Annotated in this window: 15 protein-coding genes and 2 tRNA genes; 8 read left to right on the plus strand and 9 right to left on the minus strand. The window is 64.0% G+C overall.

The annotated features are described in order from the left end of the window. Positions 1-52 precede the first annotated feature (52 nt). Positions 53-379 carry a thioredoxin gene (gene trxA, locus FG486_RS15190; RefSeq protein ID WP_181268168.1) on the plus strand — a complete coding sequence of 109 codons (327 nt, stop codon included), beginning with the start codon at positions 53-55 and terminating at the stop codon, positions 377-379. A 4-nt stretch (positions 380-383) separates the two neighbouring features. On the opposite strand, the gene FG486_RS15195 is transcribed toward trxA, so the two are convergent. The 6 genes from FG486_RS15195 to FG486_RS15220 all read right to left on the minus strand — a co-directional run bounded on the left by FG486_RS15195 (position 384) and on the right by FG486_RS15220 (position 6,000). Continuing rightward, positions 384-1,178, minus strand: a complete 795-nt coding sequence (locus FG486_RS15195; protein WP_181268169.1) for an inositol monophosphatase family protein — start codon at positions 1,176-1,178, stop codon at positions 384-386. Further along, positions 1,175-1,783: a glutathione S-transferase family protein gene (locus FG486_RS15200; protein ID WP_181268170.1), complete on the minus strand. Its 609-nt coding sequence runs from the start codon at positions 1,781-1,783 to the stop codon at positions 1,175-1,177. The genes FG486_RS15195 and FG486_RS15200 overlap by 4 nt, the downstream gene beginning before the upstream one ends. A 3-nt stretch (positions 1,784-1,786) precedes the next feature. Further along, positions 1,787-3,013 (minus strand): bifunctional glutamate N-acetyltransferase/amino-acid acetyltransferase ArgJ, encoded by a 1,227-nt coding sequence (gene argJ, locus FG486_RS15205; protein WP_181268171.1) that lies wholly within the window; start codon positions 3,011-3,013, stop codon positions 1,787-1,789. 115 nt (positions 3,014-3,128) lie between these two features. Then, a tRNA-Leu gene (locus tag FG486_RS15210) sits at positions 3,129-3,212 on the minus strand. Positions 3,213-3,281: 69 nt separating this feature from the next. Further along, on the minus strand, positions 3,282-4,730 hold the full coding sequence (locus FG486_RS15215; protein WP_181268172.1) for a coniferyl aldehyde dehydrogenase: 1,449 nt from the start codon (positions 4,728-4,730) through the stop codon (positions 3,282-3,284). A 91-nt stretch (positions 4,731-4,821) separates the two neighbouring features. Next, on the minus strand, positions 4,822-6,000 hold the full coding sequence (locus FG486_RS15220) for a PQQ-dependent sugar dehydrogenase (protein WP_206678404.1): 1,179 nt from the start codon (positions 5,998-6,000) through the stop codon (positions 4,822-4,824). A 127-nt stretch (positions 6,001-6,127) separates the two neighbouring features. Here FG486_RS15220 and FG486_RS15225 point away from each other — a divergent pair, with 127 nt between their 5' ends. The 4 genes from FG486_RS15225 to FG486_RS15240 all read left to right on the plus strand — a co-directional run bounded on the left by FG486_RS15225 (position 6,128) and on the right by FG486_RS15240 (position 9,418). Further along, positions 6,128-6,721 carry a ribonuclease HII gene (locus FG486_RS15225; RefSeq protein ID WP_181268173.1) on the plus strand — a complete coding sequence of 198 codons (594 nt, stop codon included), beginning with the start codon at positions 6,128-6,130 and terminating at the stop codon, positions 6,719-6,721. A gap of 223 nt (positions 6,722-6,944) precedes the next feature. Beyond that, positions 6,945-8,096: a site-specific DNA-methyltransferase gene (locus tag FG486_RS15230; protein WP_277817003.1), complete on the plus strand. Its 1,152-nt coding sequence runs from the start codon at positions 6,945-6,947 to the stop codon at positions 8,094-8,096. After that, positions 8,096-9,205 (plus strand): dihydropteroate synthase, encoded by a 1,110-nt coding sequence (gene folP, locus FG486_RS15235; protein WP_181268174.1) that lies wholly within the window; start codon positions 8,096-8,098, stop codon positions 9,203-9,205. The genes FG486_RS15230 and folP overlap by 1 nt, the downstream gene beginning before the upstream one ends. A gap of 12 nt (positions 9,206-9,217) precedes the next feature. Continuing rightward, complete coding sequence (locus tag FG486_RS15240) at positions 9,218-9,418, plus strand: hypothetical protein (RefSeq protein WP_066275197.1); 201 nt, start codon at positions 9,218-9,220, stop codon at positions 9,416-9,418. Positions 9,419-9,880: 462 nt separating this feature from the next. On the opposite strand, the gene FG486_RS15245 is transcribed toward FG486_RS15240, so the two are convergent. The 3 genes from FG486_RS15245 to FG486_RS15255 all read right to left on the minus strand — a co-directional run bounded on the left by FG486_RS15245 (position 9,881) and on the right by FG486_RS15255 (position 12,903). Beyond that, positions 9,881-10,105, minus strand: a complete 225-nt coding sequence (locus FG486_RS15245) for a hypothetical protein (RefSeq protein ID WP_181268175.1) — start codon at positions 10,103-10,105, stop codon at positions 9,881-9,883. A gap of 353 nt (positions 10,106-10,458) precedes the next feature. Further along, positions 10,459-12,651: a catalase/peroxidase HPI gene (gene katG, locus FG486_RS15250; protein WP_181268176.1), complete on the minus strand. Its 2,193-nt coding sequence runs from the start codon at positions 12,649-12,651 to the stop codon at positions 10,459-10,461. A gap of 175 nt (positions 12,652-12,826) precedes the next feature. Beyond that, a tRNA-Pro gene (locus FG486_RS15255) sits at positions 12,827-12,903 on the minus strand. A 145-nt stretch (positions 12,904-13,048) separates the two neighbouring features. Between FG486_RS15255 and thyA the strand changes: the two genes are divergently transcribed. The 3 genes from thyA to FG486_RS15270 all read left to right on the plus strand — a co-directional run bounded on the left by thyA (position 13,049) and on the right by FG486_RS15270 (position 16,438). After that, a complete protein-coding gene (gene thyA / locus FG486_RS15260; RefSeq protein ID WP_181268177.1) occupies positions 13,049-14,014 on the plus strand; it encodes a thymidylate synthase in 966 nt (321 codons plus the stop codon). 118 nt (positions 14,015-14,132) lie between these two features. After that, complete coding sequence (locus FG486_RS15265; protein ID WP_181268178.1) at positions 14,133-15,407, plus strand: thiamine pyrophosphate-dependent enzyme; 1,275 nt, start codon at positions 14,133-14,135, stop codon at positions 15,405-15,407. 26 nt (positions 15,408-15,433) lie between these two features. Further along, the gene (locus FG486_RS15270; RefSeq protein WP_066275415.1) at positions 15,434-16,438 is read left to right on the plus strand and encodes an alpha-ketoacid dehydrogenase subunit beta; all 1,005 of its coding nucleotides are present in this window, start codon (positions 15,434-15,436) and stop codon (positions 16,436-16,438) included. Positions 16,439-16,441 lie beyond the last annotated feature (3 nt).

A 16,441-nucleotide genomic window follows, 5' to 3' on the forward strand; every position in this document is an offset into this window, starting at 1 on the left:
GGACGCGACGGCCTACATCCACCCTTAAGTCACGAACAAGGAGTTTACCCCCATGGCAACCACTGCAGTCAGCGATGCGAGCTTCGAAGCCGATGTGCTGAAGTCCGACAAGCCCGTCCTGGTCGATTTCTGGGCCGAATGGTGCGGTCCGTGCAAGATGATCGGCCCGGCTCTCGAGGAGATCAGCGACGAACTCGCCGACAAGGTCACCATCGCAAAGATCAATATCGACGACAATCCCGATGCCCCGGCCAAGTACGGCGTGCGCGGCATTCCGACCATGATCCTGTTCGACAAGGGTCAGATCGTCGAGACCAAGGTCGGCGCCGCCCCCAAGAGCGCCCTCAAGAGCTGGCTCGAAGGCGCGCTTTCCGCCTGACAGCTTAAATGATGATCGCCGCTGCTTTGTTCCACATGGCTGGGCTGGCGGCGGCGAGCATGCCCCTGCGCTGGTCGCCGGGGCGATAGGGCGAACCGTCGAGCCGCGCGGCATGGCCGCCGGCCTCGAGCGTGAACAGCACGCCGGCAGCATGGTCCCAGGGCAAAGTGCGCTCGAACAGCGTCACGTCGTTCTGGCCCAGTACCAGCCGCGGATATTGCTCCGCAGCGCAGCGGGGGATGTCGACCATCGCGAACTTGCCGTCGATAGCTGCAGCGAGCGCGGCGCGGCGCGGCTCGGGAATGTACATGGTCGAGATCGCGGCGATGGGTAGCGCCTCACCGCTTTCGCGCGCCAGCACGATTTCGTCGTTGATAAATGCACCGCCGCCGCGCACCGCGTGGCACATGCGGTCGGCCAGCGGGTCATAGAGCCAGCCCGCCACTGTCTCGCCGCCCTCGACCAGCGCGATGATGATGCCGAACGGCGGGTGGCCGTGCGCGAAATTGTGCGTGCCATCGATCGGGTCGATGATCCAGGCGGTGCTGTCGTTGACGCGCTCGATCAGCGCCGGATCGGCCGCCACCGCTTCCTCGCCGACGATACTGGCACTCGGCAGAATGTCGGCTAGCCCGGCGCTCAGCCGCTTCTCGCTTTCCTTGTCGGCGATTGTGACAAGATCGCCGGGCGTCTTCTCGGCAATCTGGTGCTGGGCGAGGTCCTGATAATGGTGCAGCACCACCTCGCGCGCGACGGTGCGGATCAGGGCGGAGACGGGGGCGTGGAGGGAATGGGTCATGTCAGCGGGATCATCACGTTGCTGGCATAGCCGGGGCGGACGATCAGCCGTTCGTACCAGCCGCGCAGATGCGGATAGTCGCCGCGCGCCAGATCGAGCGCGTACCAGGTATGCGCATAGGTGCCCATCGGAATGTCGGCGATGCCGAAACTCTCGCCGGTCAGCCATGGCTGGCGCGCCAGGCAGTCTTCCAATATGGTCATCATCCTGCCGGTCTCCTCGATGCCGCGCGCGATCACGGCAGGGTCATGCGCTTCGGGCGGTTTGCGCACCAACATAAGGAAGACTTCGCGCTGGGCATCGGCATAGGCGAACTGCCAGTCCATCCACTTGTCGGCTGCGGCGCGCGTGCGCGGATCCGCAGGCCAGAGATGCGGTGCGTAAGCCTCGGCCAGATAGCGCAGGATGGCGTTCGATTCCCACAGCACGAAGCCATCATCCTCGATCGTTGGGATGAGCGCATTGGGATTGCGCGCGAGATAGGCCGCATCCATGCCGAACCTGCCGCCGACATCGTGGCGCACGTACTCGAGGCCGATTTCCTCGGCCGCCCACACGACCTTCTTGACATTGTGCGAGTTGAGGCGGCCCCAGATGGTCAGCATGGCTCAGCTCCGGTAATCGGCGTTGATCGAGATGTATCCGTGCGTCAGATCGCAGGTCCACACCGTGGCGCGGCCCTGGCCCAGCCCGATATCGGCCTCGATCAGGATGTCGCTGCCCTTGAGATGCGCGGCCACCGGCGCCTCGTCATAGCCCTGTACAACCATGCCTTGCGCGGCAACCTCGACCCCGCCGAAGCGGATCGACAGCAGGTCGCGCTCGGCAGGCTCTCCGGCCTTGCCGACCGCCATCACGACGCGGCCCCAATTGGCGTCCTCGCCCGCGATCGCGGTCTTGACCAGCGGCGAATTGGCGATCGACAGCGCGATGCGGTGCGCGCTTTCGTCCGACACCGCGCCGGTAACGCGGACTTCGATGAACTTGCTCGCGCCCTCGCCATCGCGCACCACCAGATGCGCGAGCTGGCGGCACAGATCGGTCAGCGCGGCGGCGAACGCTTCGGCTCCGGTGCTGTCGATGCTTTCGATCCGCGCATGGTCCGCCTGGGCCGTAGCGAAGGCGAGCACGGTGTCGCTGGTCGAGGTGTCGCTGTCGACGGTGATGCAGCTGAAGGTCCGGGCATTCGCGGCGCTCAGCATCTGCTGGAGCAGCGCGGGCGCGATATTGGCGTCGGTGAACACATAGCCCAGCATCGTCGCCATGTCGGGCGCGATCATGCCCGACCCCTTGATGACGCCAACAAGCTGCACCTTGGTGCCCCCGATCATCGCGCTCGTGGTCGCGGCCTTGGGGAAGGTATCGGTCGTGCCGATCGCATCGGTGAGCGCGCGCCAGTCGCAGGGCTCGGCGGTGAAGGCCGCCTCGAGCCCCGCGCGCGCCTTGTCCTGCGGAAGCGGTACACCGATCACGCCGGTGGCCGAGACGAAAATTTCCTCCGCAGCGCAGCCCAGCCGCGCCGCGGCGGTTTCGACCAGTAGCTGCACCGCCGCGCGGCCCTTGCCGCCGGTAAACGCATTGGAATTGCCCGCGCTGACGATCAGCGCGCGTGCCTGGCCGTGGGGCAGGGCGGCGCGGCACCATTCGACCTCGGGCGAGGGGCATTTGCTGGTGGTCGTGACCCCCGCAACGCTGGTTCCAGGTACCAGCTCGACATAGCTCAAGTCGCAGCGGTCCCATTCCTTGTAGCGCGCGCGGGCGACGCGCGGCGTCACGCCGGCAATCGCCGGAAGATCGGGATAGGGGAGCGCTAGCGGGGAAACCGGGTGAGTCATGTTGCCGTCCAGACCATGTAAGACTGGATGCGGCCCTAATCGCTCTCCGGGCAAGTGCAAGCGCTTTGCCGGTGCATCCGGCAAAAGCGCTATAACTGCATCGATGTCAGGAAGCTGGTGCGGGCGGTCGGACTCGAACCGACACTCCTTGCGGAACCGGATTTTGAGTCCGGCGCGTCTACCATTTCACCACGCCCGCGTGTGGAGCGGCAGCCTATAGCGCCTTGCCCGCGTCAGGCAAGGCGCAAAAGCCTCCGCTCGATACGCGTCAGAGCTTCAGATCCCGCGCGATCGCCTTCTTCGTCGCATCGCCATAGGGCGGCAGGAAGCCGCCCAGCTTGGCGACATCGATGCGCGGCTGGCTATAGATCGCCTTGGCATGGCTGAACGTGCGGAATCCATCGATCCCGTGATAATTGCCCATGCCCGAGGGGCCGACGCCGCCAAAGGGCAGGTCTTCCATCGCGACATGGAAGATCGTGTCGTTGAGCGTCACCCCGCCCGAAACGGTCCGATCGGTGACCTTCTTGGCCTCGTCCTGGTTCTCGCCGAAATAGTAAAGCGCGAGCGGACGGTCGCGACCGTTAACGAAATCGATCGCCTCGTCGACCGTCGAATAGGTCTTCACTGGCAGGATCGGGCCGAAAATCTCGTCCTGCATCACCTTCATGTCGTCGGTGACGTTGCGAAGGATGTGCAGCGGCATCTTGCGGCTGTTGGCGGACTTGAAATCCTCGTTCGCCGGGTTGACCTCGATCACCTCCGCACCCTTTTCGCGCGCGTCGTCCAGATAGCCGGTCAGCCGCTGGTGATGTCGTTCGTTGACCACGGCGGTGTAATCGTCATTGGTCAGCAGCGTGGGATAAAGAGTTGCGGCGGACTGCTGGATGTTCTCGATGATCTCGCGCTCGTCCTCACGCGGAACATAGAGATAATCGGGCGCGATGCAGATCTGCCCGGCATTCATCATCTTGCCCATGGTGATGCGCTGGGCGGCCTTGGCCTTGTCTGCACCGCGTCCGATGATAGCAGGCGACTTGCCGCCAAGTTCGAGCGTGATCGGAACCAGGTTCTTGGCCGCAGCGCGCATGATGTGGTGGCCGACACTGGTCGCGCCGGTGAACAGCAGATGGTTGAACGGCAGTTCCGAAAAGGCCTGGCCGACCTCGGGGCCGCCGGTGAAGAACGCGACTTCGCTGGCATCGAAATAGCGAGGTCCGAGCTCTGCGAGCAGGTTTGATGTCGCCTCGGTATATTCGCTGTTCTTGATCATCACCCGGTTGCCTGCCGCGAGAGCGCCGATTGCGGGGGTGAGGCAGAGCTGCACGGGAAAGTTCCACGGCGCGATGACTCCGACCACACCCAGCGGCTGATATTCGACGCGGGCGCGTGCGCCGAGCAGGCCGAGCGGGAACTGGACCGAACGCTTCTCGGGCTTGGCCCAATCGTCCATATGCTTGAGCGTGTGGCGTGCGACATTGAGAACGCTGACAATGTCGGTCATCTTGGACTGGTCGGGGCTGCGATGACCGAAATCTTCGCTCATCGCGGCGACCAAGGCATCGGCATTGTCATGGACCAGTTTCATCAACCGCCGGATGCGGTCCTTGCGTGCTGCCATCGGCACGGGCAGTTCGGCGAGAAAGGCTTTTTTCTGCCGCTCCAGAATATCTTCGAGTTGATCCGCGCTGAGCGGTGCGTCTGCCAAAGTCGCCATTCATCGTCTCCCGGTTAGCTGTTTGCCCCAAGGTGTATCTTGATAGGTTGCGAATTGAAATCGCTTTTCGGCCCGTCTTGCAGGCGGAGGCTTATTTCGGTGGAGTGAGCTTGAGCAGCCGGCCCTTCGACCCGCGTGCGCCGTCCTCGAGCAGCCATATGGCGCCATCAGGACCCTGTTCGACCTCGCGGATACGGCCTTCCATCGTCCAGTTGTCCGCCTTCTCGGCCGTATCACCGTCGAGCTTCACCCGAACCAGCGCCTGCCCGCCGAGCGCGCCGATGAACGCGCTGCCCTTCCAGGCGGGGAACAGATCGCCCGAATAGATCATCAGGCTTCCCGGCGAGATCGCGGGGGTCCAGAACACCTTGGGCGGCTCGAAACCGTCGCCGGGGGCATGATCGGGAATGTCCTTGCCGTCATAATGATCGCCATTCGACACCTTGGGATAGCCGTAATTGGCCCCGCGCTTGACCAGGTTGAGTTCGTCGCCACCCTTGGGGCCCATTTCGAGCTCCCACAAATTGCCCGCGCCGTCGAACGCGAGGCCCAGCGGGTTGCGATGGCCCCAGGACCAGGCCTGCGCCTTGATGCGCCCCTGATCGTACATCGGATTGTCCGAAGGGATGCCGCCGGTCGGCGTTAGCCGGATGACCTTGCCGAGATTCTGGTCGAGATCCTGCGCGGGATCGAATTTCTGCCGTTCTCCGGAAGAGATGTACATCATGCCGTCGGGACCGAAGGCGATGCGGTGCCCATAATGGCCCTTGCCCGAAACCTTGGGCTCCTGTCGCCAGAGGACCTGCATGTCCTTGAGCGAGGCCGCGCCGTCATTGGCCATCACCAGCTTGGCGCGCGCGACCGCGGCGCCGCTGGTATCGCCATCGCCCGCCTCGGCGAAGCTGAGATACACATAGCCGTCATTGACGAAATCGGGCGAGAGCACGACGTCGCCCAAGCCGCCCTGGCCGCCATAGGCCACGGTCGGCATGCCGCTGACATCGACGCTGCTGATCTTGCCGTCGGCAGCGAAGGTTACGAGCTTCAGCTTGCCCTTCTTCTCGGTCACCAGCGCGCGGCCATCGGGCAGGAAGGTCATCGCCCAAGGTTCGTCGAACTGGCCGACCACGGTGGTTTCGAACGGAATGGTATCGACCGGCGAGATCGCCGCGACCGCTTGCGTTTCCTCTCCGCTGGCCTCGGCCTTGTCGCTGCTGTTGCAGGCGATCAAGGCAAGCGGCAGCGCCGCGCAAAGGGTCAGTCGGTGCATCTGGGTCACTCCGTTCATCATGAATTGGATCATCGCCATCCGGGGGGAGATTGCAAACGATTCGGGTAGAGTTTCTGAATGGTGGCCGGGTCTTGCGGTCGCAAGGGGCATGCGGCACAGACGCGCCATGACGACAGCCGGTTCCCCAACATTTGATAATCTGACGATCGTCGCGGGTGTCGACGAGGCGGGCAGGGGGCCGCTCGCCGGACCCGTCGTCGCCGCAGCGGTGATCCTGTGCCCCGATGGCATAGCGGGCCTGGCCGACAGCAAGACGCTGAGCTTCGCGCGGCGCGAGAAGCTCGAAGCGCTGATCCGCCAGCGTTGCACGTTCGGCATCGGCCTGGCGAGCGTCGAGGAGATCGACAGCATCAATATCCTGCAGGCAACGATGCTGGCCATGACCCGCGCGGTCGAGGCCTTGGGGCAGGAGCCGCAGGACGTGCTGGTCGATGGCAACCGGCTGCCCAAATGGCGCTACCGGGCACAGGCGGTGGTCAAGGGCGATGCGTTGCACCCATGCATCTCGGCCGCGTCGATCCTGGCCAAGCAGGAGCGCGACCGGGTGATGCGCGCCGCCGCTGCCGAGCACCCGCATTATGGCTGGGATCGCAACATGGGTTATGGAACCGCCGAGCACTTGGCGGCATTGCGTCAACATGGCCCCACGCCGCTCCACCGCCGCAGCTTCGCGCCGGTGGCGCAGGCCTGCCTGTTGTGATCTGAAAAAAATTTCCACCCCGAGTCTTCGCGGCAACACCACCAGTGGTTGAGTCCCGCATCGTTAACGGGACTCAATATGTGGATTTGGACTCATATTGTTCCGCATGGCAAACCCCTCGTTAACCATTTGAACACCCGGATTCCCTAGGGTTTTTGCCTTGACCGATGGTCGCCAAGGACTCATTCAGGGCCTCGTTCCACGGGGTTAGCGGGGGTTTAATATGGTTCAGATCGGCGAAATGCTTGCGCCTGTAAAGCGCACTCTCAAGGCGCCGCCGCGTGCCCGGGTCGCGGCGCGTCCGCCCTTGCCGCTCAACCAGATCCTGAAGGGCGACTGCATCGAAGAAATGCGCCGCCTTCCCACCGCATCGGTCGACATGATCTTCGCCGATCCGCCCTACAACCTGCAGCTTGGCGGCGACCTCTACCGCCCCGAAGGCAGCCGCGTCGATGCGGTCGACAATGACTGGGACAAGTTCGACACCTTCGCCGCCTATGACCGCTTCACGCGCGAGTGGATGACCGAGGCGCGCCGCATCCTCAAGCCCGATGGATCGCTCTGGGTGATCGGCAGCTATCACAACATCTTCCGCTGCGGCGCGACGCTGCAGGATCTGGGCTTCTGGATCCTCAACGACATCGTCTGGCGCAAGGCCAACCCGATGCCCAATTTCCGCGGCACGCGCTTCACCAACGCGCACGAGACGCTGATCTGGGCCTCGCGCGACGAAAAGTCGAAATACACGTTCAACTATCGCGCGATGAAGACGCTCAACGACGAGCTGCAGATGCGCTCCGACTGGGTGCTGCCGATCTGTGGCGGCCAGGAGCGCTTGAAGCGCGGCGGCACCAAGGCGCACCCGACGCAGAAGCCCGAGGCGCTGCTCTATCGCATCCTGCTTGCCTGCACCAATCCGGGCGATGTGGTGCTCGATCCGTTTTTCGGCACCGGCACCACCGGCGCGGTCGCCAAGCGGCTGGGGCGCGACTGGATCGGTTGCGAGCGCGACCCGATCTATTGCGAGGTCGCCGAAGAGCGCATCGCCGCTGCGCTGCCGCTCGATGAATCGGGCTTGAAGACCATGCAGTCGCCCAAGAGCCAGCCGCGCGTCGCCTTTGGCACCCTGGTCGAGACCGGCTATGTGGCCGTAGGCACGAGGGTGTGCGACAAGGCGCGCAAGCATTTCGCCACGATCCGCGCCGATGGTTCGCTGCTGTCGGGCGATCAGAGCGGATCGATCCACAAGCTCGGTGCGCTGCTGCAGAACGCGCCGTCGTGCAACGGCTGGACCTGGTGGCACCTGGAAACCGACGATGGCTTGAAGCCGCTCGACAGCCTGCGCCAGACCTATCTGCTCGCCACCGAACCGTGATGAACGCCGCGCGCGTCTATGTGCGGCCCGTGGGGCTGGCGGAAAGTCCGCAGACCTTTGACGGCGCGACGATCCGGCTCGGTCACAGCCTGGTCTGGTGCCATCTGTTGGCGCTGGAAAGCTATGAGGGGGGCAGTCTGGTCGCGCGGCAGATCGTGCCGGTCGATCGCTTTGCCGAGGCGCTGAACGCGCTTCCCGCCGATCAGGCCGAGCGCGCGCAGACCCAGTTCGTCAACCTGTCGCGGATGCACGCCCCGCTGCAACTGGGCGTGCGCGTGCTGCGCTTTGATCAGCCACAGGTCATGGGCATATTGAACGTCACGCCCGACAGCTTTTCCGATGGCGGGCGCTTTACCGACGATCCCGCGCAGGCGGCGGACGCGGGTTTTGCGATGCTGACTGCGGGCGCCTCGCTGATCGATATCGGCGGCGAATCCACCCGGCCCGAAGCGCCGGTGGTGTGGGAGGGCGACGAGATCGCGCGCGTCGTCCCCGCAATCAGGGCGCTCGCGCATAGCGGCGCGATCCTCTCGGTCGATACGCGCAAGGCGGCGGTGATGGAGGCGGCGCTGGCGGCGGGCGCACATATCGTCAACGATGTCTCGGCGCTGCTGTACGATACCCAAGCGCTCGATGTCGTGGTGCGTTCGGGCTGTCCGGTGGTGCTGATGCACGCGCCGTCGCAGGGCGCGAACCCGCATGCGGGCGGCGGCTATGGCCATGTCGTGACGGATGTCTTCGACTGGCTCGAGGCGCGCGTTGCCGCCGTGGTCGCGGCGGGCGTGGCGCGCGAAAAGGTGATCGTCGATCCGGGCATCGGCTTCGGCAAATCGCTCGCCGACAATCTCGCGCTGATCAACGCGCTGCCGCTGTTCCACGCGCTCGGCCAGCCGATCCTGTTCGGCGCAAGCCGCAAGCGGATGATCGGCGCATTGTCGAACGAGGCCCCGGTCGATGCCCGGCTGGGCGGATCGGTCGCGCTGGCGATGAGCGCGATCGGCAGCGGCGTGCAGATCGTGCGCGTCCACGACGTCCCCGAAACCGTCCAGGCCGCCCGCGTCTGGCGCGGCCTGCGCGATGCCGCCTTGACGGTGCCGGGGCTGGGCTGACACAGGAGCGGCATGACCAGCTTCGTCCTCTCCATCGCCATGCTGACCTCAATCGCGCTCGTGTTCGGCGCGATCGCACTCTTCCGCCGCGGCCAGCGCAAGCAGCCCGCCTTGATGCTGGTGCTGGCGGTGGTGATGATCGCGAACGTCGTGATCTGGTCGATCCCGACGAAGAGCGGGCAATCGCTGGCAGAAACGCAAGCGCCAGAGTGAGGCACGCATGCTCTCTCCCCCATGGGGGAGAGATGCGAAGGCTTATCAGCTTGTCTGATTAGCCGTAGCTGAGAGGGGCATGAGGTGCGCATTCCCCCCTTCCCAAACCCTCCCCCCTGAAGGGGAGAGGGCTTATTCCGCCACTCCAGAACCTGCACCACCCCCTGCCTCTCCCTGCAAGGGAGGGGGCAGGGGGTGGGTAGCGCGCGCAGCGCGTCAGCAAGCTCGCACTAAGCCGCCGACCCACCCCTAACCCCTCCCTTCCAGGGAGGGGAACGCGCATTATCGAAGTCTCTCGCTACAACAACCATAACCACCCCCGCTCACCCCTGAAATGGGTTCAGCGCAGGCTCTGATCAGCGAGCGAAGCCCGCAGCATCGAAGTACCCGCGCCTACGCCGATGGTATGGCGGGGCCTTCGACAAGCTCAGGTAGAGCGGAGAAAACTTGCTTTTAAAAAAATTACTCACCATTTTCATAATGAAGAACCTGATCTCCATTTTTACGAGAATAGCAAATAGTTGTATCGCCACCTACATTGCCAGGGCGTAGATTAAGACCGACACAGATCATCGTTGGAAGCTCAACCACCACCGGACTCACTTCGCGCAAAACCTGATCACGTGAAATTCTACCATTTCCTGAATAAATTGCCAGTGCACGATCAACATACGGTTGATCTGACATCCGATAATCTATCGAGATCTCCTCGTTTTCATCAGGCGGCGTAATCGTCGTGCTACGCGAGCCACAAGCCGCAAGGAGCGTAGCGCAAAGCAAACAAGAAGATAATTGACGTCGCATTGCTGTAATCTACAAAACCCAATCAGTATTGCAACAAGGACGTCGTGACCTCTCCTCGATGACATCTGAGGGTCTGTGTTTTTTCCCAGTTTCGGTAATCAGCCACACGGCGGCGCCGTCGGTTAAGGAGGCAATTCGGGGGTCGGCGACGGCCGAGGGACAATCGTAACGATCTAACCAAAAAGCCCCGGACATCGCTGCCCGGGGCTTTCTCATTCATCTAACGCACCACCCGCTCACTTCACATCGAACCGGTCGGCGTTCATCACCTTCACCCAGGCGGCGATGAAGTCCTGCACGAACTTCAGTTCGTTGCCGCGCTCGGCATAGACTTCGGACACCGCGCGCAGTTGCGAGTTGGAGCCGAAGACCAGATCGGTGCGCGTTGCGTGCCAGCGGGTTTCGCCGGTGGCGCGGTCGGTCCCGATGAACTCCTCGTCACCGCTCTCGTCGACGGTCTTCCAGGCCGTGCGCATGTCGAGCAGATTGACGAAGAAGTCGTTGGTCAGCAGGCCCGGACGGTCGGTGAGCACGCCCTTGCTGCTGTTGCCGGCATTGGCCCCCAGCACGCGCAGACCCGCCACCAGCACCGCCATTTGCGGGATCGACAGGCCGAGCAGATGTGCGCGGTCGAGCATGATCTCCTCGGTCTTCACCGTCTGCTTCGTGGCGAGATAGTTGCGGAAGGCATCGGCGCGCGGTTCGAGCGGCTCGAAGCTCTCGGCATCGGTCTGCTCCGCGCTCGCATCGCCGCGACCGCCAAGGAACGGCACCGAGACATCGAACCCGGCATCGCGCGCGGCCTTCTCGACCGCGGCGCTGCCCGCCAGCACGATGGCATCGGCCACCGACAGCTCGCCCCGCAGTTCCTCGATCTTGGCTAGCACCGTCGCCAGTTCCGCCGGATCGTTCACCGCCCAGTCCTTTTGCGGGGCCAGGCGGACGCGCGCGCCATTGGCACCGCCGCGATGGTCGCTGCGGCGATAGGTCGAGGCCGAGGCCCAGGCCGCCTTGATCAGCGCGCTCATCGGCAGCCCGCTCGCCAGGATCGCCGCCTTGAACGCTTCGACCGCCGCGTCCGAAGGCATCGTGCCCGCAGGCACCGGGTCCTGCCAGATGAGATCCTCTGCCGGGACTTCGGGGCCGAGATAGCGGACCTTCGGCCCCATGTCGCGATGCGTCAGCTTGAACCAGGCGCGGGCAAAGGCATCGTCGAGCGCCGCCTGATCGTCGCGGAAGCGTTCGGATATCTTGCGATAGGCCGGGTCCATCTTCAGCGCCATGTCGGCGGTGGTCATCATCGTCGGCACCTTCTTCGAAGGATCGCGCGCATCGGGCGCCATGTCTTCGGGGTCCGGGTTGATCGGCTGCCATTGGTGCGCACCCGCCGGGCTGCGCACCAGCTCATAGTCGTATTTGAACAGCAGGCGGAAATAGTCGCCGCCCCATTGCGTGGGGTTGGGCGTCCAGGCGCCTTCGATGCCGGAGGTGGTGATATGGCCGCGCTCGATCTGCTCGGCATCGGTCGCCCAGCCAAAGCCCATCAGCTGCATCGCCTCGGATTCGGGCGCACCACTCAGCTGGTCGGGAGGCACCGCGCCGTGCGCCTTGCCGAAGGCATGGCCCCCGGCGGTCAGCGCGACGGTTTCCTCGTCGTTCATCGCCATGCGCTCGAACGTGATGCGCATGTCGCGCGCCGATTGCAGAGGATCGGGCACGCCGCCCGGACCTTCGGGATTCACGTAAATGAGGCCCATCTGGATCGCGGCGAGCGGTGCTTCGAGCTCCCATCCCTTGTCGGGCTGGATGCGGGTTTCCGCGCCGGTATCGACCCAGGCTTCCTCGGTGCCCCAATAGACGTCGCGCTCGGGCTCGAACACGTCGGCGCGGCCGCCGCCAAAGCCGAAGACCGGACCGCCCATCGATTCGATCGCGACATTGCCGGTCAGGATGAACAGGTCCGCCCAGCTGATATGCTTGCCGTATTTCTGCTTGATCGGCCAGAGCAGGCGGCGCGCCTTGTCGAGATTGCCGTTATCGGGCCAGCTGTTGAGCGGGGCGAAGCGCTGCTGCCCGCTGCTCGATCCGCCGCGCCCGTCGGCGGTGCGATAGGTGCCTGCAGAGTGCCAGGCCATGCGGATGAAGAATGGGCCGTAATGACCGTAATCCGCCGGCCACCAGGGCTGCGAGTCGGTCATCAGGGCATGCAGATCGGCCTTGAGCGCCTGGTAGTCCAGCTGCTTGAACGCCTCGGCATAATCGAAATCCGGGCCCATCGGGTCGGGCGAGGTGCCGTTCTGCGTCAATATGTCGAGCTGCAAAGCATCGGGCCACCAATCGCGGTTGGTTCGCCCCAGCAGGGCGCGAACGCCGCCATCCTTGCCAGAAAACGGGCAGTTTCCGCCCATGCCACTTGTCTTCATGTCCATCGCGCATCTCCTTCATCGAACGAATGACGCTAACATAGGAAAGTTCCATGAACGGCTGAAACGATCAAACTATGTCAGTTCAATCGACATGGTCGATCAAAACCGGACGACGACGCAACGCGGCGATGCCCGGCAAGCCGGGTTCGACACGAATATCAGGATCGATACGAGGAAATGGTCGGGGAGAGAGGATTCGAACCTCCGGCCCCTGCCTCCCGAAGACAGTGCTCTACCAGGCTGAGCTACTCCCCGACCCAGACTTCATGGTGCCTTGCGGCGCCTGGGAGGCAGGGGCGTGCCTATAGCCACGGGTTTCGCAGACTGCAAGCGGCCTTTTGCGCTTTTCTTGTCGGCCCCGCGTTGGCGGAGCTTCGAGGCCCGTGCTAGGCATGGGCGCATGGAAACAGCAGTGCAGAGTCGCGCGCCGCAAGCCGCCGCGCAGGATCATTTCGAATGGCAGTATCTCGACCTGATGCGCCAGGTCTGGACGCGCGGGCATGAGCGATCCGACCGCACCGGCGTCGGTACGCGCTCGGTCTTCGGGGCCAATATGCGCTTCGATCTTTCGGACGAGGCGGTTCCGCTGCTCACCACCAAGCGCGTCTACTGGAAGGCCGCCGCGCGCGAGATGCTGTGGTTCCTGACCGGCGAGACGAATATCCGCCCTCTGGTCGAACAAGGGGTGCATATCTGGACCGACTGGCCGCTCGATGCCTATCGCAAGGCGACGGGCGAGGCGATCGATCGCGATGCTTTCGAGGCGCGAATCATTGCCGACGCCGATTTCGCGGCTCGCTGGGGCGATCTCGGCCCGGTCTATGGCAAGCAATGGGTCGACTGGCCGGTCTACGAGCCGGTGGGCGAGGGGCTGTTCCGCCAACGCGAACGGGGCATCAACCAGATCGCCGAGCTCGTCGAGAGCCTTCGTCACAATCCCGGATCGCGCCGCCATATCTTCGAGGGCTGGAACGTCGCCGAGCTCGACCGGATGGCGTTGCCGCCCTGCCACAAGACCTATCAGTTCTTCGTCGCCGACGGGAAGCTGACCGGTCTGCTCTACCAGCGCTCTTGCGATCTGGCGCTCGGCGTTCCGTTCAACATATTCTCCGCCGCGCTGATCACGCGGATGCTGGCGGAGCAATGCGATCTGGAGCCGGCCGAACTGATCTGGAACGGCGGCGATGTGCATCTGTACCTCAACCATCAGGAACTGGTCGAAACCCAGCTGTCGCGCACGCCCTCCGGCGCGCCGAAGCTGTCGATCGCCCGACGGCCGACAAGCATTTTCGACTACCGGATCGATGATTTCGAGGTCCGCGACTATGCACCGCAAGCGCATATCGCCGCGCCCGTCGCGGTGTGAAGGGCAGCACTATTGACCTATCGCGAATCTTGAAATAATATGTCCGGGTAGGGCAATTAGTCGAAAGGCCAGCAAGAGCCGCCCCGACCCATTGCCCGCCAGCCCGAGAGGATATTTGATGGCCGATGGTCCCGCCCGCACGAACCTGCAGCCGCTTGCGCTGCACGTTCCAGAGCCCCGCTCGCGCCCCGGCGATCCGGTCGATTTCAGCGATGTGGTGATTCCCGCTGCCGGCAGCATGGCGCGTCCCGACGAGACGATCTCTCCGCACGACATGCGCGATGCCGCCTTCGGCCTGGTCCGCGTGCTCGACGAACAGCATCAGGCGGTCGGCCCCTGGGATCCGCGGCTGTCGCCCAAGACGCTCCTGAAAATCCTGCGCACCATGGCGCTGACCCGCGCGTTCGACGAACGGCTTTATCGCGCGCAGCGCCAGGGCAAGACCAGCTTCTACATGAAGTGTACCGGGGAGGAGGCGACCTCGGTCTCCGCCGCGGCCGCGATGCAGGGCGACGACATGGTCTTCCCCAGCTATCGCCAGCAGGGCATTCTGATGTGGCGCGGCTATCCGCTGGTCGAGATGGTCAACCAGATTTACTCCAACGCGGGCGACAAGCTGAAGGGCCGCCAGCTGCCGATCATGTATTCGGTGCCCGAGCTCAGCTTCTTCACGATCAGCGGTAACCTGACCACGCAATATCCGCAGGCCGTGGGCTGGGCGATGGCCAGCGCGATCAAGGGCGATACCCGCATCGCCAGCTGCTGGTGCGGCGAGGGATCGACCGCGGAAGGTGACTTCCACAGCGCGATGACCTTCGCCTCGGTCTATAACGCGCCGGTCATCCTCAATGTCGTGAACAACCAATGGGCGATTTCGAGCTTCTCGGGCTTTGCCGGCGCCGAGCGGACCACCTTTGCCGCGCGTGCGCTGGGCTATGGCATTGCCGGGCTTCGCGTCGATGGCAATGATGCGCTGGCGGTCTATGCCGCGACGCGCTGGGCAGCCGAGCGCGCGCGCGCCAACAAGGGGCCGACGCTGATCGAGCATTTCACCTATCGCGCCGAAGGTCACAGCACCTCGGACGACCCGTCCGCCTATCGCAGCGCGCAGGAAAGCGCCGAATGGCCGCTGGGCGATCCGATTCACCGGCTAAAGCAACACTGCATCGTGCTCGGCATCTGGGACGAGGAGCGCCACGCGGCGATGGACCTCGAGCTGGCTGAGATGGTCAAGCAGGCCACCAAGGAGGCCGAGAAGAACGGCGTCCTCGGGCACGGCATGCACCAGCCGTTCGAGACGATGTTCGAGGACGTGTTCGAGGAACTGCCCTGGCATCTGCAGGAACAGATGGCGCAGGCGCTGGAAGAAAGGGCCGCAAAATGGCCGAAGTGATCGAGGCTCAGAGCGACACCCGCACCATGAACATGATCGAGGCGATCAACAGCGCGCTCGACGTGATGATGGAGCGCGACGACAATGTCGTCATCATGGGCGAGGATGTCGGCTATTTCGGCGGCGTCTTCCGCTGCACCGCTGGCTTGCAAAAAAAATACGGCAAGACCCGCGTGTTCGACACGCCGATCAGCGAATGCGGCATTGTCGGCGTCGCGGTCGGCATGGGAGCCTATGGCCTGCGCCCGGTGCCCGAGATCCAGTTTGCCGACTATATCTATCCCGGCATCGACCAGCTGATCTCCGAAGCGGCGCGGCTGCGTTACCGCTCGGCAGGCGAATATATCGCGCCGATCACGGTGCGCTCGCCCTTTGGCGGCGGCATTTTCGGCGGCCAGACGCACAGCCAGAGCCCCGAGAGCCTGTTCACCCATGTTGCGGGGCTCAAGACGGTGATCCCGTCGACCCCTTATGACGCCAAGGGGCTGCTGATCTCGGCGATCGAGGACAATGACCCGGTCATCTTCTTCGAGCCCAAGCGCATCTATAACGGCCCGTTCAGCGGCTATTACGACCGTCCGGTCGAGCCCTGGTCGAAGCACGCGGCCTCGGCAGTGCCGACCGGCCATTACCGCATCCCGCTGGGCAAGGCGAATGTGGTGCGCGAAGGCGAGGGGCTGACCATCCTGGCCTATGGCACGATGGTGCATGTCGCGCTGGCCGTGGTCGAGGCGAACAAGGTCGATGCCGAGGTGATCGACCTGCGCACGCTGCTGCCGCTCGATATCGAGACGATTGAGGCCTCGGTGAAGAAGACCGGGCGCTGCCTGATCGTGCACGAGGCGACGCGGACCAGCGGCTTCGGCGCCGAGCTTTCGGCGCTGGTGCAGGAACGCTGCTTCTATCATCTCGAAGCGCCGGTCGAGCGTGTCACCGGCTTCGATACGCCGTACCCGCACAGCCTGGAATGGGCGTATTTCCCGGGCCCGATCCGCATCGGTCGCGCCATTGCCAAGATCATGAAGGACTGACGC

Origin of the sequence: Blastomonas ursincola (assembly GCF_013607875.1) — a bacterium.
Lineage (GTDB): Bacteria > Pseudomonadota > Alphaproteobacteria > Sphingomonadales > Sphingomonadaceae > Blastomonas > Blastomonas ursincola.

Excerpts from the sequence above, each read along its gene's own strand:
- trxA (WP_181268168.1), top strand. The coding sequence starts at position 53 with ATGGCAACCACTGCAGTCAGCGATGCGAGCTTCGAAGCCGATGTGCTG.
- FG486_RS15195 (WP_181268169.1), bottom strand. The coding sequence starts at position 1,178 with ATGACCCATTCCCTCCACGCCCCCGTCTCCGCCCTGATCCGCACCGTC.
- FG486_RS15200 (WP_181268170.1), bottom strand. The coding sequence starts at position 1,783 with ATGCTGACCATCTGGGGCCGCCTCAACTCGCACAATGTCAAGAAGGTC.
- argJ (WP_181268171.1), bottom strand. The coding sequence starts at position 3,013 with ATGACTCACCCGGTTTCCCCGCTAGCGCTCCCCTATCCCGATCTTCCG.
- FG486_RS15215 (WP_181268172.1), bottom strand. The coding sequence starts at position 4,730 with ATGGCGACTTTGGCAGACGCACCGCTCAGCGCGGATCAACTCGAAGAT.
- FG486_RS15220 (WP_206678404.1), bottom strand. The coding sequence starts at position 6,000 with ATGCACCGACTGACCCTTTGCGCGGCGCTGCCGCTTGCCTTGATCGCC.
- FG486_RS15225 (WP_181268173.1), top strand. The coding sequence starts at position 6,128 with ATGACGACAGCCGGTTCCCCAACATTTGATAATCTGACGATCGTCGCG.
- FG486_RS15230 (WP_277817003.1), top strand. The coding sequence starts at position 6,945 with ATGGTTCAGATCGGCGAAATGCTTGCGCCTGTAAAGCGCACTCTCAAG.
- folP (WP_181268174.1), top strand. The coding sequence starts at position 8,096 with ATGAACGCCGCGCGCGTCTATGTGCGGCCCGTGGGGCTGGCGGAAAGT.
- FG486_RS15240 (WP_066275197.1), top strand. The coding sequence starts at position 9,218 with ATGACCAGCTTCGTCCTCTCCATCGCCATGCTGACCTCAATCGCGCTC.
- FG486_RS15245 (WP_181268175.1), bottom strand. The coding sequence starts at position 10,105 with ATGTCAGATCAACCGTATGTTGATCGTGCACTGGCAATTTATTCAGGA.
- katG (WP_181268176.1), bottom strand. The coding sequence starts at position 12,651 with ATGGACATGAAGACAAGTGGCATGGGCGGAAACTGCCCGTTTTCTGGC.
- thyA (WP_181268177.1), top strand. The coding sequence starts at position 13,049 with ATGGAAACAGCAGTGCAGAGTCGCGCGCCGCAAGCCGCCGCGCAGGAT.
- FG486_RS15265 (WP_181268178.1), top strand. The coding sequence starts at position 14,133 with ATGGCCGATGGTCCCGCCCGCACGAACCTGCAGCCGCTTGCGCTGCAC.
- FG486_RS15270 (WP_066275415.1), top strand. The coding sequence starts at position 15,434 with ATGAACATGATCGAGGCGATCAACAGCGCGCTCGACGTGATGATGGAG.